At 68.5% G+C, this 13,242-nt stretch carries 14 protein-coding genes; 8 read left to right on the forward strand and 6 right to left on the reverse strand.

Annotation, left to right across the window (positions count from 1 at the left end):
• Positions 1-11: 11 nt before the first annotated feature.
• A complete protein-coding gene (locus J7I98_RS41410; protein ID WP_251021357.1) occupies positions 12-287 on the reverse strand; it encodes an ARMT1-like domain-containing protein in 276 nt (91 codons plus the stop codon).
• A 769-nt stretch (positions 288-1,056) separates the two neighbouring features.
• On the opposite strand from J7I98_RS41410, the gene haaT reads away from it, so the two are divergent.
• The 4 genes from haaT (at position 1,057) to haaN (ending at position 5,934) form a co-directional block, all read left to right on the forward strand.
• Entirely contained in the window at positions 1,057-3,849 is a 2,793-nt protein-coding gene (haaT, locus tag J7I98_RS28955) for a cyclophane-containing RiPP biosynthesis TPR protein HaaT (RefSeq protein WP_214927986.1), read from the forward strand.
• Between the two features lie 201 nt (positions 3,850-4,050).
• Positions 4,051-4,242, forward strand: a complete 192-nt coding sequence (gene haaA, locus J7I98_RS28960) for a HaaA family cyclophane-containing RiPP peptide (protein WP_214927987.1) — start codon at positions 4,051-4,053, stop codon at positions 4,240-4,242.
• A gap of 13 nt (positions 4,243-4,255) precedes the next feature.
• Positions 4,256-5,413, forward strand: a complete 1,158-nt coding sequence (locus J7I98_RS28965) for an FxsB family cyclophane-forming radical SAM/SPASM peptide maturase (RefSeq protein ID WP_214927988.1) — start codon at positions 4,256-4,258, stop codon at positions 5,411-5,413.
• A 41-nt stretch (positions 5,414-5,454) separates the two neighbouring features.
• On the forward strand, positions 5,455-5,934 hold the full coding sequence (gene haaN / locus J7I98_RS28970; protein ID WP_214927989.1) for a cyclophane-containing RiPP N-acetyltransferase HaaN: 480 nt from the start codon (positions 5,455-5,457) through the stop codon (positions 5,932-5,934).
• Positions 5,935-6,813: 879 nt separating this feature from the next.
• On the opposite strand, the gene J7I98_RS28975 is transcribed toward haaN, so the two are convergent.
• The gene (locus tag J7I98_RS28975) at positions 6,814-7,344 is read right to left on the reverse strand and encodes a nucleoside-diphosphate kinase (protein WP_308377984.1); all 531 of its coding nucleotides are present in this window, start codon (positions 7,342-7,344) and stop codon (positions 6,814-6,816) included.
• On the reverse strand, positions 7,341-8,372 hold the full coding sequence (locus J7I98_RS28980; protein WP_308377985.1) for a thymidylate synthase: 1,032 nt from the start codon (positions 8,370-8,372) through the stop codon (positions 7,341-7,343). Before J7I98_RS28980 ends, J7I98_RS28975 begins: the two co-directional genes overlap by 4 nt.
• A gap of 272 nt (positions 8,373-8,644) precedes the next feature.
• Between J7I98_RS28980 and J7I98_RS28985 the strand changes: the two genes are divergently transcribed.
• Positions 8,645-9,106 carry an ATP-binding protein gene (locus tag J7I98_RS28985; protein ID WP_308377986.1) on the forward strand — a complete coding sequence of 154 codons (462 nt, stop codon included), beginning with the start codon at positions 8,645-8,647 and terminating at the stop codon, positions 9,104-9,106.
• Here the strand turns inward: J7I98_RS28985 and J7I98_RS28990 are convergent.
• From J7I98_RS28990 to J7I98_RS28995, 3 genes are all read right to left on the reverse strand, one after another.
• Positions 9,099-9,806 (reverse strand): 2'-5' RNA ligase family protein, encoded by a 708-nt coding sequence (locus J7I98_RS28990; RefSeq protein WP_308377987.1) that lies wholly within the window; start codon positions 9,804-9,806, stop codon positions 9,099-9,101. The two genes, J7I98_RS28985 and J7I98_RS28990, sit on opposite strands and share 8 nt — an antisense overlap.
• A gap of 19 nt (positions 9,807-9,825) precedes the next feature.
• Complete coding sequence (locus tag J7I98_RS41420) at positions 9,826-10,071, reverse strand: hypothetical protein (protein ID WP_251021358.1); 246 nt, start codon at positions 10,069-10,071, stop codon at positions 9,826-9,828.
• An 81-nt stretch (positions 10,072-10,152) separates the two neighbouring features.
• On the reverse strand, positions 10,153-11,151 hold the full coding sequence (locus J7I98_RS28995; protein ID WP_251021359.1) for a hypothetical protein: 999 nt from the start codon (positions 11,149-11,151) through the stop codon (positions 10,153-10,155).
• 280 nt (positions 11,152-11,431) lie between these two features.
• Between J7I98_RS28995 and J7I98_RS29000 the strand changes: the two genes are divergently transcribed.
• The 3 genes from J7I98_RS29000 (at position 11,432) to J7I98_RS29010 (ending at position 13,220) form a co-directional block, all read left to right on the forward strand.
• Positions 11,432-12,253 carry a helix-turn-helix transcriptional regulator gene (locus tag J7I98_RS29000; protein WP_251021360.1) on the forward strand — a complete coding sequence of 274 codons (822 nt, stop codon included), beginning with the start codon at positions 11,432-11,434 and terminating at the stop codon, positions 12,251-12,253.
• A gap of 314 nt (positions 12,254-12,567) precedes the next feature.
• Positions 12,568-12,900 (forward strand): hypothetical protein, encoded by a 333-nt coding sequence (locus J7I98_RS29005; RefSeq protein ID WP_214927992.1) that lies wholly within the window; start codon positions 12,568-12,570, stop codon positions 12,898-12,900.
• An 11-nt stretch (positions 12,901-12,911) separates the two neighbouring features.
• Positions 12,912-13,220 carry a pore-forming ESAT-6 family protein gene (locus J7I98_RS29010; RefSeq protein ID WP_214927993.1) on the forward strand — a complete coding sequence of 103 codons (309 nt, stop codon included), beginning with the start codon at positions 12,912-12,914 and terminating at the stop codon, positions 13,218-13,220.
• Positions 13,221-13,242: the final 22 nt, after the last annotated feature.

Consider the following 13,242-nt stretch of genomic DNA (forward strand, 5'->3'; position numbering starts at 1 on the left):
GACCCCGGGCGTTATGAGTTGACCTCGACCAGGGCGTGCGTGCCGCTGGTACGCCACTGGGGCCCGGTAACTTCCAGCTCCTGCACGGCTTGCGGCGCCAGGCCGGTGATGACGTCCGACTTGAGCGTGCGCAGAGCCGCGACCGGACCGGGGAAGTACGACGTGACGTCGGCGAACGGGGTTGTGGCCGGCCAGTCCTGGTCGCCGACGAGGCGGCGGTAGTTCAGGTCGCCCTTCATGACCGTCAGGGTGGCGGTGGCGAAGTCCTCGTGGAGGTCGGCGGGCATGTCCGCGTAGGGAGCGGGGCGCAGGAGAAGGGGTGGGCGCGCAGAGTGAGGCGGCCGGTGGTGATGGCCTGGCGCAGGCGCTTGCCGATTTCCGCTGCGTAGCCGGGGGTGCGGTGGTCAGGCGGTGGAGGCAGGCCAGGGTGTCGGTGGTGGTGGTGGCGTCGGAGGCGTAGTACGGGTACAGCTTGAGGTGCAGGACGACGGACGCGGCACGATATGTGTGGAGCAGGTGGTCGGCTGGCGAGGACAAGGTCAGGGAGGAGCTCGGGGCCGGCTTGTCGGCCACCAGGCAGACCTTGCCGGGCGGGTTGGCAGACAGGGTTTCCCAGAGGGCAGTGGAGTCGTTGGCGACGAGGCCGGTGGCGCGGTCGCCGAGGTCGGCGTCGCCCGTTGAGAGGGCGAAGCAAGCCGCGCGAGACTGTGGCACTCCCCAGACGCGGGGCGCGATGAGGAGCGTCCGGGCCTGGGGCGGGGGAGGATGGCGGACGCGGCCTGGATGACATGGCATGCCTCATGGGCGTGCCCAGAGTGATCTGCTACCCGGGGAGTCGGCTGATCGTATTGCTGCTTGGCCTGAGGCGTCCTTGACCAGCCGCCGGGCTGGCTGATGCGCTTGACCGGTTGCGGCATCGATCTTGGGGGTTGTCTACGTGTCCAGGGCAGTTCTGTGTGTGCGGTTCCAGCCCAACCACCGTGAGGTGATGGTCGCCGATCACCTTGCCGGGGTGGTGTCGGCATACGTTTCCATCTGCGCGGAGACGGTGCGCTCATGAGGATGCGGCGGGGCATAGCGATCGCCGTTGTCGCCGGCGGTGGTGCGGCGACGACGATGTTGGTGGGGCTCGTCACGAACGCCGTGTCGGAGGAGTCGCATTGGCCTTCTTGGCTCGGGTGGATGCAGCGGCACCCTTGGCTGTCCTTCGCCATGCTGGGAGCGGTGCTGGTTGGTCTGTCCGCATTGCTCGCGGCCCTGGCGGACGTCGGCACGCCGGAGAATGGTCCGGAGCCGCTCGTCCGGCCGGACGATGGGACGGGGCCACCGGGGGCGGCCCTGGTACTGCGGTCGCTGCCGCGGGACGCCGCGGCGTTCACTAACCGGTCGGAGGAGCTCTCGCGGTTGGTGAGTTCGGTGGAAGCCTCCCAGGGGAGTGGCGAGTCGCTGCCGGTGCACGTGATCGACGGGATGCCGGGAGTCGGGAAGACGACGTTTGCGGTGCATGCCGGGCATGTGCTGGCGCATCGGTTTCCGGACGGGCAGCTCTTCGTGAACCTGAACGGGCACACCCCAGGGCGGAGCCCGGTGCAGGCTACTGATGCGCTTGCCTCGCTCCTGGCCGCCACGGGGGTGCCCACGCAGCGAATACCGGTCGGGGACGACACAGGGGTGGTCACACAGGCTCGGGCCGCCATGTGGCGGAGCCGGCTGGCCGACAAGAAGGCGCTGCTCATCCTCGACAACGCGGCCAGCTACCGGCAGCTGGAGCCGCTGCTTCCTGGCGGGATCGGCTGTCTCGTCCTGGTGACCAGTCGCAAGCGGTTGGCGGTGCACGAAGAGGTGGTCCTGGCGGTCGAGGCCCTGCCACCGGATCACGCGATCTCGCTGTTCACGCAGCTCAGCAGACGGCCGGCGGAGAGTTTCGATGGGGATGTACTGGAAGAACTGATGCGGCTCTGCGGGTACTTGCCGTTGGGTGTCTCCCTGCTCGCCGCACGGCTGAGGCATCATCCGGCATGGAGCGCCGAAGATCTGCGGGCGCGGCTGCTGATGGCACAGGACCGGCTGGGGGAGATGCGCGCCGGGGACCGCGCGGTGGCCGCGACGTTCGGCCTCTCGTATCAGGATCTTCCACCAGAACGGCAGCGGTTCTTCCGGCGGCTCGGATTCTGTCCGGGAGCGGACATTGATGCGTACGTCGGTGCCGCGCTTGACTCGGTCTCGGTGGCCCACGCCCGCCAGCACCTCGACGCGCTCTACGACGACCATCTGATCGACGAGAACCCCGGGAGTCGCTACCGGCTGCACGACCTCTTACGTGACTACGCCCGCGGTCTTGCCGACGAGGGGGACGGTATGGATCACGCTCAGGCAGTCCAGCGCGTGGGCGCTTACTACCTGACCGCTCTCGCCGATGCGAACAGGCACCTCGCCCGGGGCGGTGCGGTCGCGGCCGCTCTGCCTCCGCCCGACTCCTCCGGCCAGGCGAGCGTGGAGGTGCCCGCCCTGCGGACACGGGCTGATGCTCTGGGGTGGCTGGAGAGCGAGCGGGCCAACGTGCTCGCCTGCATTGAGCAGGCAGACAGTCTGGCGCTGCACTCCATGGTCATCCGGCTTGCCGCGGCCATGGCGCCCTTTCTGCGGCAGGCGGGCCCCTGGGACCAGGCCGCCGGCCTTCACCGTGCCGCCGTAGAGGCCGCCCGCCACACCGGGGACCGGCAGGCGCTCGCCGACGCGCTGGCCGAGCTCGGCGTCGTACGCCGCTTCATGGCCAGGTACTCCGAGGCGGCTCAGAACCTGAACGAAGCGGTGGCGGAGTACGAGGCCGTCGGTGATCAGCGCGGCAGGGCCAGGGCCCTGAACCAGGTAGGCATCGTCTGGTACATGACGGCCGACAACGAAGCAGCCGCCCTTGCGCAGACAGAAGCCCTGGCCATCCACCGTGACCTGGGCGACCGGCTCGGGCAGGCCAACGCGCTCGCGGACCTCGCGATGACGCGCCGGCAAACCAGCCGCTTCGACGAGGCGGTGGGGACGCAGACGGAGGCGCTGACGCTTTACCGCGAGCTTAGCGACCGCTACGGCGAGGCGAATTCCCTGCGGGACCTCGGCGTCGTCCACTGCCTCATGGGGGACTACGGCCTGGCTGCCCGGCGGCACCGTGAGGCGTACGACATCTACCGGGAGCTCGACGATCGGGTCCACCAAGCCTATGCACTCAACGAGATGGGCGTGGTGCACCGGCTGACCGGTGACCTCGAGGGCGCACGCGCGGCTCACGATCAGGCGCTGGAGTACTACACCGAACTCGGGGACCAGTACGGTCGCGCCAACAGCATCCGACACCTGGGCGTACTGGAGCGGCGGGTTGGACGTCCGACAGAAGCGGTGGGCGCGCAGGAGGAGGCGCTGGCCATCTATTGCGACCTCAGTAGCCGAGGCGGAGAGGCAGCCTCGCTGGGTGAGCTGGGTGCCGCACGTGGAGCCGCCGGGGACGGAGAGGGCGCCGTGGCCGCGCTCGGGCGGAGCTTGGAGATTCTGCGGGAGCTTGGCGATCGGTGTGGCGAGGCGGAGGTGTTGAACCACTGGGGGACGTTGCTGGGGTCCACGGGGGAGTCGGGCGAGGCGCGCGTGCACTTCAGCGAGGCACTGCGCCTCGCGCGGGAGATTCGGTGTCCTCTGGAGGAGGCGCGTGCCTTGGAGGGGATCGGCCGCTGCGAGCTGGCGGCTGGGGAGCGCGGTCGAGCCGACGAGTTACTGCGGGAAGCCCTCGCCGTATACGGGCAGTTGGGGGTGGCGGAGGCCGTGGGCGAGGTCGAACGGTTGCTGGCGGCGCAGGCAGGGTGAGCAGGGTCCCGCCAGTGGGGTCATGTGGTGGACATGTGCTCCGACCGTGTCATCGGGCCAGGCCATGTGGCCAGTTTCGGTATGCCGTGGTGCACGGTGGGACTGCTACGTTGCCAGCTGGTCATCCGCAGTAACTGTCTCTGTGCCATATCGAGTTCATAAATATTTGGTGCCCGGTGCGCCTATTACGAGGAGCGTTGAATGCCGCCAAGCACGACTGTTCCCTCTCCTTCGTTTTCCCGTACGGACGCGGCGGAGCCAGGACCCCGCGCCGAGGTCCTGGACCGTGTCGCAGCCCGTGTGCAGCGTCGCCTCGCGGCCGAACAGGCCGCGTCGAACCAGATCGGCGACGGCGCTCACGCAGCCTCCCTGATCTGGCCGTGGCCGCTGTAGCCGCCATCACTTGATGACGTCGTCACCTCAGTCGCCCTTCCATACCTTCATCCTCAAGGTCGCGAACCGCTGCAATATCAACTGCGACTACTGCTATGTCTTCAATTCTCAGGACCAGGCGTGGCAGGGTCTGCCGGCGCGTATGAGTGTGGACGTGGCTCGGGCAGCGGTCCTGAGGATTGCCGAGCATGTATTGACGTACGGACTGAGGACTGTCCACGTCGTGCTGCATGGTGGCGAGCCGCTGCTCGCGGGGCCACAGCACCTGGAGCATCTTCTCCGGGTGCTGAAGGACGGCGTCCCGGCGGAAACCGAGGTCCTCTTCGAGCTCCAGACCAACGGGACGCTGATCTCGGAGGCGTGGCTCGACCTCTTCGAGCGGTACGCAGTCACCGTGGGCGTCAGCCTCGACGGGCCGCCCGCCGCGAACGACCGGCACCGGCTCACACACGCATCCCGGTCGAGCGCGGCCTCGGCGGTGCGGGGCATCGAGCTGCTGCGGTCCAGGCCGCGGCTGTTCGCGGGGCTGCTCGCCGTGGTGGACCTGGCAAATGATCCGGTGGAAGTTCACGACTACCTGGCGTCGTTCGAGCCCCCGGTGATCGACTTCGGGCTGCCGCACGGGACCCACGAGGCCCCGCCGGAACGTCACGACCCCACCGTCCCCGAGTACGGGCTGTGGATGAGCCGCGTCTACGACGCCTGGCTCGCCCAGCCCCAGTACCAGCACAGCGTCCGGATGCTGGAGGACATCGTGGCGCTCAGCTCCGGCGCGCGCGGTGCGGTGGAGACCCTCGGGCTGGCCCCGCCCTCCAGCGTCGTGATCGAGTCCGACGGCACTATCGAGGGTGTGGACACCCTGCGCTCCGTCGAGGAGGGCGCCTCCTGGCTCGGGCTCGACGTCTTCAATGAGTCCTTCGACGCCGCCATCCACCATCCCAAGCTCCTGCACCGGCAGGGCGGCCACGCTGTCCTCGCCGAGCAGTGCCAGAGCTGCCCAGTGGTGGAGGTGTGCGGCGGTGGCTATCTCCCGCACCGCTTCAGTGTGGCCCGCGGGTACCGGAATCCTTCCGTCTACTGCGCAGACCTGGAGTACCTCATCCGGCACGTCCAGGGTTCTTTGCAGCGACATGGCTGGACACTGGGGCCAGCTACTTCATCGTCCCCGTAACCCGCCCCGTACACACCACGAACGACAGGAGTTGTACGCCGATGAGCGTGACGATCCGCCCCGCCGAGAAGAGCGACGTCCGGGGCGTGGCCGAACTGATCGAGGAGATCGAGCGGTTCTACGGCACCACCGATGCCGACATCCAGCCCTTCGACGAGCGCCAGTCGCAGGTGGAGGAAGCGCTCTTCGGGTCGCCGCCGCTGGCCTCCGCGCTACTGGTCGAGGACGAGGCGGGAGACATCGTCGGGCTCGCCGCGTACTCGTACCTGTGGCCCTCGGCAGGGTCGACCCACTCCCTCTTCCTCAAGGAGCTGTACGTCCGTGACACGCTCCGCCGTCAGGGCATCGGCGTACGCCTCATGAACGAGCTGCGTGCCATCGCCGACGCGCGCCCGGGGTGCAGTCGGGTCGAGTGGATGACGGACCGCGTCAATCCGGACGCGCGTGCCTTCTACCAGGCTCTCGGATTCGAGGAGCACGAAGGGAAGGTCGTCTACAGGGCTATCGCCAGTACGGCCTGAGCAGGGGCCTCCGAGATGTACGTAAGCCGCTTGATGTACGTGAGTTAGGGTCACTGAGGCATGCAGGAAGAGCGTTGCGAGGAGTGCGGCAGCAAGGTCGTCCCCGGGCTGGTGTGTGACTGCCCGCCCGACAGGACAGCCGAGCAAGCGCGTCGGCGGGCCACCTCGGAGAGACAGGAATGGCGCGCCTTCGCGCCGGACACGATCCTGGTCTCCCAGACGAAGTACGCGCACATCCCGGGCGCGTGCGACCACGTGTCGGAGGAGTACGTGAAGGCCCCGGAGTGGGGGTGGATCCCGAATCCGTCACCCGGCCTGTGGGGCCGCGTGGGCAGCAGCTTTCCGGTGAGGGCGACGGGGGGGAACACGCCCGCTGGTCGTCAATGCCGGAATGGGTGACCAGGACGGTTAACTTGATGTTCCTGAAGCTGTTGAGGATCGCGCAGTCCTCGGGTTCGACTCGCCAACTTGTGATCACGAGTACATGGTTGGTCAGGTCCTGCTCGTCCAGGAGGCGCAGCACGTTGAAGGTGTGCGGCTTTACGACGGGGAGCATTGGGTCGGTGGCGCGGTTGAAGATCTGCAGCGGGGTGCGGTGCGGGCGGAAGTACCGGTGCCCGGTGAGCGCGGCGACGGCTTCCTCATCGGTCATCAGGGCGCGCGGCACTTTCATCTCGAAGTTGCCGTAGAGGTGTCGTACGCAGTAGCCGCAGTCGAGTGGGCAGCCCACGATGTGGTTCACGGAGAGTCCGGACTTGCGGTACTCGATGACCGAGGCCAGCTCGGGCTTGAGGGCGGAGACCTGTTCGGTGGTGAGCAGGGGAAGCGGGCGGCGAGTAGGTGTCGTCATGGCGGGGTCCTTCTGGGTGCGGGTGCGGGTCAGGGAGTGAGCAGGTGGTGGCGTTTCGCGCCGTACCAGGTGCCGAAGTCGCGGCAGGTGGCGGCCGCGTCGTCGGAGGTGTGGACGAGGTTTTCGACGAGGCGACCCTCGGCCTGAGCGGCGGCGAGGCTGTCGGTGCCGAGGTCGCCGCGGAGGGTGCCCTTCGTGGCCCGGGCGGGGTCGAAGTGGCCAAGCAGGTCGCGTACGAGACGAGGTGTGCCGGCCGGTCCATGGGCGAGGGCGACGGCCACTTGCCGGCCGACGTACATCTTGCGCAGGCAGGCGGGGACGGAGCAGTCGAACCAGTCGGCGCCGACGAGCAGATCCCAGTAGTGGACATGGATCTGCCAGTCGGTCACGGTCACGTCCATTTGGCCGCGTACGGACACGGACACGGCGGCGGTGATGCGCTCAAGGACTGTGTCGACGAGCCCACGGCGTACGCAGTCGGGCTTGAGGAGGATCACGCTCCAGCGGCCCCAGTCGACGCTGGTCAGAACCTCGCCGACCGCGGCGGGGCGGCGGCTCACCGGACCGGACCGAAGCCGCGAGGCATGCGGGACGGCCAGCGGTGGGCGAGCAGCCAGCGCGGGCCCGCGTCGAGCGACGCGAGGACGTCCTTCTCGACGGGGTCGGCGGGGCAGTGGACGAGCTGCCGCTTCGCCTCGAAGAGGAGCAGCACCTGCTGCCAGTACGGCTGGAGGCCGAGTCCGGCGATATCCGTGGGCCGGTACTGGACCTGGTTCGTACGCAGCGCCTCCTCGTGCCCCAGCACGGTGGCGATGGTCTGCGGCGTCGTGTCGGCGGGCATCGGAGGGAACGGGAAGCGAGAGGTGGGCGGGGCCGGGCGGTCGGCCGCCTCGGCGAGGACGCGCTGAACGCGGTCGAAGTCCCGGTCTCCGAGATGCGCCGAGCCGATGTGATGCGTGTACGTGCCAAGCCCCAGGCCGAGTTGGACTGCGGCGTACTCCTGGATCATCGTGAAGGAGAAGACATCCGCGAGCAGTCCGCGGTCGCAGTCGTTGGCCCGCATCGAGCAGACCATGTGCAACTTGCCTTCGCGTACGAGGAGATGGAGCGCGACCGCACACGACATGTCGGGGTTGTCGGCGACGGCCAGCTCACGCGCCTCGAAGATCGGCAACAGACCCCGCTTGCTGTCCGGCTCCCCGTGCAGGAGCGACAGGACGCGGTCGAAGGGCGAGAGGGTGTCGTCGCCGACGGGGTTGAAGATCCGGGATCCGTAAGCGGAGCCGCTGACGGTCGCCCCGTCGCGTGAGTCCGACCGCATCCGGGGCGCGTAGTACGCGATCATGTCGAGGTCGTTGCGGCCCGCGATGTACCAGAGCGCCTCGGCGAAGTGGAACGCCGGATTGACCTTGCGCGCGGCCAGAAAGGGCAGGCGCTCGCGTGGACCGGTCAGCTTGAAACTCAGCCCGAGGCACTCGCGGCTGGCGTTGCCGCGCGGGGCATTGCGGTACTCGTGATCGCGCACGATGTGGCCGAGCACGTCGACGTACGCCTGCTCGAAGCCGGGGTAGACGGACGGTGCGAGCACCAGAGCCTCCTGTGAAGCGGCGGAAGTGGGCCTCGCGCCGGCCCGGCGGGGGAGCCTTGCTGCGGTGTGCACCCGGCTGGCGCGAGGGACGGGCGGTTGGGGCCGCCCTGAGAAGACCCTCGCGGGGGAGGCATGGCGGCGGTACGCCGTCGATCCGCCGTTCGTCCGCCGTCTCGCGGTGGGTAGAAGGGCGGAGGCACGGCGTACCGCCGCGTCGCGTCCGCCGAGACGCTGGTCGATCCCAGAGGCATCGACCGGGAGCGTGACGCGACGTGTACGGAACGGTGTACGGATCAGATACGGACTGCGCCGTCGGCCGGCGGGAGCTGGTGCGTCACCAGTGGGTGAACCTGGCGGAGGAGGCCGAGCCTCTCGCCTTCGCCCGCGCTCAGGTTCGCCAGACGCTCGACGGCCGCGCGTCGGCATCGGTCGTCAACGACGCGGTGCTGGTCGCCTCCGAGCTGGTCGGCAACGCGCTGCGACACACGACCCCCGGTCCGGACTGCATGAACGTGGAGGTCTACCGGGACGCCGCGGTTCTGTGGGTGCACGACTCGGGCACGGACACCGACAGCGTCAAGCCGCGAGCGAATACGTCGAACGACGAGCTGCTGGAGAGCGGACGTGGGCTGCAGCTCATCGACGAGCTGACCGCCAGGTGGTTCGTCCAGCCGACCGCGATCGGCAAGATGGTCGTCGCGGTCGTAGAGTTGGACGACCGCGGGACTACGTGAGCGACAGACTCTTCTGCACGTCCCACCGGTACTCCCGCTCTTCGCGACGCAGCTCCACCAACTGAACTTCCGCGACCGGGAGTTCGACGGCGGAAAGGGTGCGGAGACCGGCCACGGCTTCGATGACCGGGGCGGCGACGCGCTGACGGTTGTTGTACGCCAGGCTGAGGTGCGGCCGGAAGACCGAAGTCGGCTTCTTCGGTGCCAAGCCCGCGGTCCGGCTGACGTCAATCAGGGTGGCGTGCAGCTGGAGTAGCGGCTTCCACGGGCCGAGGGAGAGGCGTACGGCCCCGCGGGAGCCGGCCAGCGGCATGGCTCGCAGGGAGAACGCGGCGGGCAGCACCGGCCCGGCGGATCGAGCGACGCCCTCCAGCTGCGCCAGGGTGACGGTGTCCGGGGTGCCGACGCGGGTGAGGGTGATGTGCAGGCCATCCGTCGGTACGGGGTCGAGGCCGCCGAGCGGGGCGAGTGCCTTCTGACACTTCAGCGCGAGAGCGGCGAGTTCCGGCGCGTTGGGGAAGGTCAGCATCCAGTAGTACGCCCTGCTGCCGTCGGCCCATCCGGGGCGGGCCCAGTGGTCGGTCATCTCGTCCAGTGCGCTGAAGGCCGCCCAGTCGTGCGCCGCGACGGCTTCCGGATCCTGCGGATTCGCCGGGGGCTCGGCGGGAAACGCGGCGGGATCGGCGCTGAGCAGGGGCACCCGGCGTACTCCTTCGGCATTACACCGCTCTGGTGCGAGACGACATGGCCAGGGCGGCTGGCTGTGAGCTCCAGGCGCGGAGCTCGTCGCCATACTGGCCTACCGCCGGATACTTCCGCCACGGCCTGGCCTGCTCGTACAGCTCATTGGCGCGTTGCCATACGGACCTGATGGGGGAGTCCCCGCACAGCCGAAGGGCTTCCTGGCCGAGCGTCATGGCGTGGTCGAGATCGGGTGTGCGCTGGCGCAGCAGGGCGGTGGACACGTCGAGGCGTACGAGCGCGCGGCTCCACGAGGAGTCGGAGTGCTCGACGAGATCGTCGATGCGCTCGGCGTCGCTCAGTACCTAGGCGGTGTCGTGGAGCGCCAGGTGCGCGGTCACTGCGTTCGCCAGGGTCCGGGCCCGCCCGTACGGCTCGAAGGAGATGCAGGAGGTGAGCCCGACCGTGACGTCGTGTCCGTCGGAGAGATCGAGGGCCTTGCCGATGGCGTGCTCGGAGGCGCGGCGGTCGCCGGTCTTGGCGAGGGCGCGCGCCCGGCCGTTGACGAGCAGCCGGATGGACTGGGCGCTGCTCGGCGCCTGCTCCACGGCCGCGGCGGCGCACGCGTCGGCCTCGCCATACCGGCCGGCGTAATAGAGGCCGAAGGACAGGGTGCCGCTCGCCCACAACTCGGTGTCCCGGTCGTCGATCGCCCTGCTGAGGTCCAGGGCCTCGGTGCAGTACGCCTCTGCGAGCTCGAAGTCGCCGGTGTTCACGGCCATGTAGCCCAGCAGCCCGGAGGCGCGGGCGGCGAGGCGGAACAGCTCCTGGCGTACGCGCGGGGGCTGGCGGCCATCGAGGAGAGTGTGCGCGAGCTGCCGGAGGTTCCGGGTCTCGGGGCGCAGCGCGTGCGGGCCGTCCAGCTCGTACCGGGCGGTGACGGTCTCCAGGGAGGAGCCGAGGAGGGCGAGGGTGGCGTCGTCCGCGTTGCTGGCGGTGAGGTGATGGGCGCGGGCGACGATCTCCAGCGGGCTGTCGCCGGGATCCCTTGGGGGAGGGGAGCTGGGCGGTGTTTGTGTCGTACGGGCGTCATCGCGGCCGCCCGGCACGGAGAACAACTCGGAGACCGGCCTGCCCAGCATGTACTCCAGCACTCGGCAGGCATCCGGGCGCGGCAGTCCGCGCAGCTCACCGCCGAGCCAGCGGTCGAACTGCCGGGAGGAGACCTGAAGCGAGACGAGACGCTGGTCGCCGTCGAGATCCGCGAGCTTGGCGGCCGAGCGCTCGAACTGGGCCGAGAACGCCTCGTACGTCGTCAGATGACGCTGCTGAAGTAACTGCCGGAACAAGGTCGTCCGGGGCATGGCACACCCTCCTGGTGTGGCGAACCAAGCCGACTCGGAGGCGCGTCCACGCCGACGGTGGTGCACCCGTCGGTCGGCTTGGGCGCGCGTCCGGAGAACACGCGTCGTGACCCTAGGCAGAATGCCGGTGTCACAGCGAACTAGGCAATATGTCTGGTGAAGTTGACTCGTACGGGTTGTAGCACCCCCCATCGGCCGGACAGGCTTCTGGCATGGCCTTGAAGAGGAGCCTGGTCCCAAATCCGTCTACCGTCGCCAACTAGCCGCACGCCTCAAGGAGTTGCCGGACACGGCGGGTCTCACCCTTGCCGAGGTCGCCGCACGGATCGAGGTGAACCAGGGATCGCTGAGCCGTATCGAGACCGGTGACCGCGGCACGTCACCGGTCCTCGTGCGTGCGCTGCTCGACTGCTACGGCGTCGAAGAACCGGCCCAGCGGGCCGACGTACTCGATCTCGTACGGGCGGACAAGGAGCAGCAGAAGCCGCGGTGGCGGAAGTACTCCACGGTCCTGACCGCGACGCGGTACGACGGCTATCTCGCGCTGGAGGCCGGAGCGGTGTCCCTGGCCAACTACCAACCGATGCTCGTCCCCGGCCTGCTGCAGACCGAGGACTACGCGCGCACCGTGATCTCCCAGATGCGGATGGAGCTCACGTCGCCGCAGGTGGAGGCCCTGGTCAAGGTGCGTATGGAGCGGCAGAACAGCCGCCTCGACGGTGATCGGCCGGCCAAGCTCTGGGCGATCCTCGACGAGGCGGTGCTGCGACGCACCGTCGGCTCGGCGGACATCATGCGCGACCAGCTGCGCAAGCTGGTGGAGGCGAGCGAGCAGCCGAACATCACGGTGCAGCTGCTGCTGTTCGAGCTCGGCGCGCACCCCGGACTCTACGGTCCGTTCGTGATCCTGACCTTCCCCGATCCCACGCCGAACCTGGTGTGGCTGGAGAACCCCAAGAGATCTGTGGACCGCGTCCCTCGCGGGCGACGTGCCGCACGGCGCGGATGTGGCACGAGGAGCTTCGTCGCGTTCCAAGTAGCAACGCAATCCCCGGAACGGGTGTGTCTTCACATGGCCCGCGTCACGCCGCCACGTAGTTAGGTAGTTCAACGACAGCGTCCCCAGCGCAGGCCGTGTCGGCCATGAAGCCCGCTGCGGGGCTGGCGTTAGCCGCGGACTCAAGCCCCCCCCCGAGGTTCCCACTTGCGCACCCGACGCAGCTCTTGCCGAGAGGGTCGGTTCCCCGTATCCGCGGGCGCGGCCGCTCGCGCGTGCCAAGGATCGATTCGAGCCACCACCGATCAATAACGTCGCGGTAGCAACCCCAAGTTGGCTAGCCTGAGCAAACAACTAGAGTGTCAGATTGCAACGGTTGTGAACTACGTGACTGCCGCTCAGGACTGTATGGGGGATCTGTGAAGTTCGATATGGGCAGTACGACGCTGTCCGGACTGACCAGCAGCACGGTGGGGTCGAGTACCGATCTCGGCACGCTGATTCAGATGCTGATCGCGGCTGCGGAGCCGCTGGAGGGCAAGTTCAACGGATCGGGGAAGGTCGCGTTCGACTCGTTCAAGAACCGTTCGGACGAGATCACCGCGGCGCTCAACGGATCCCTGAACGCGATCCTGGGCGGCCAGTCCGGGATGGACAACGCCTTCGGTACCGGTGACCAGGAGACCGAGGACAACGCCACTCAGCACATGGCTTCTGCGAACTTCGACGCCGCCCGGTTCTCCGGGCGATAGGGGGAACTTCCATGGCAAGTCAGGACCGGCGCAGCTACGACACAGGCGCCTCGGTAGAGGTGCAGAGCGGGCTGCAGGGCATCGTGGGGCAGTTGGAGCGAGTCCTCGCAGATCGAGACCGGGCGGTGAAGGCCGCGATGACGGAATTCACCGCCGATGGGGTCTCGGACGAGTACCACGGCAAGGAGCTCCGCTGGAACGTGGCGGCCAACGAGGTGCGCAACATCATCAAGCTGGTGCGCACGACGCTGGAGAAGAACGATGCCACCGCGCAGGCAACCTTGGCCCGGGCCAAGGCCGCGGTGGACGCCATCGGCTGACTCGGCCGCTCACAACTAGGGG

Origin of the sequence: Streptomyces sp. ISL-98, assembly GCF_018614055.1 — a bacterium.
GTDB lineage: Bacteria > Actinomycetota > Actinomycetes > Streptomycetales > Streptomycetaceae > Streptomyces > Streptomyces spiramyceticus.

Bases quoted from the DNA above. Each gene is read 5' to 3' on its own strand.
- J7I98_RS28995 (WP_251021359.1), bottom strand. From the start codon at position 11,151: ATGCCCCGGACGACCTTGTTCCGGCAGTTACTTCAGCAGCGTCATCTG.
- J7I98_RS28965 (WP_214927988.1), top strand. From the start codon at position 4,256: ATGACGTCGTCACCTCAGTCGCCCTTCCATACCTTCATCCTCAAGGTC.
- J7I98_RS41410 (WP_251021357.1), bottom strand. From the start codon at position 287: ATGCCCGCCGACCTCCACGAGGACTTCGCCACCGCCACCCTGACGGTC.
- haaA (WP_214927987.1), top strand. From the start codon at position 4,051: ATGCCGCCAAGCACGACTGTTCCCTCTCCTTCGTTTTCCCGTACGGAC.
- haaN (WP_214927989.1), top strand. From the start codon at position 5,455: ATGAGCGTGACGATCCGCCCCGCCGAGAAGAGCGACGTCCGGGGCGTG.
- haaT (WP_214927986.1), top strand. From the start codon at position 1,057: ATGAGGATGCGGCGGGGCATAGCGATCGCCGTTGTCGCCGGCGGTGGT.
- J7I98_RS29010 (WP_214927993.1), top strand. From the start codon at position 12,912: ATGGCAAGTCAGGACCGGCGCAGCTACGACACAGGCGCCTCGGTAGAG.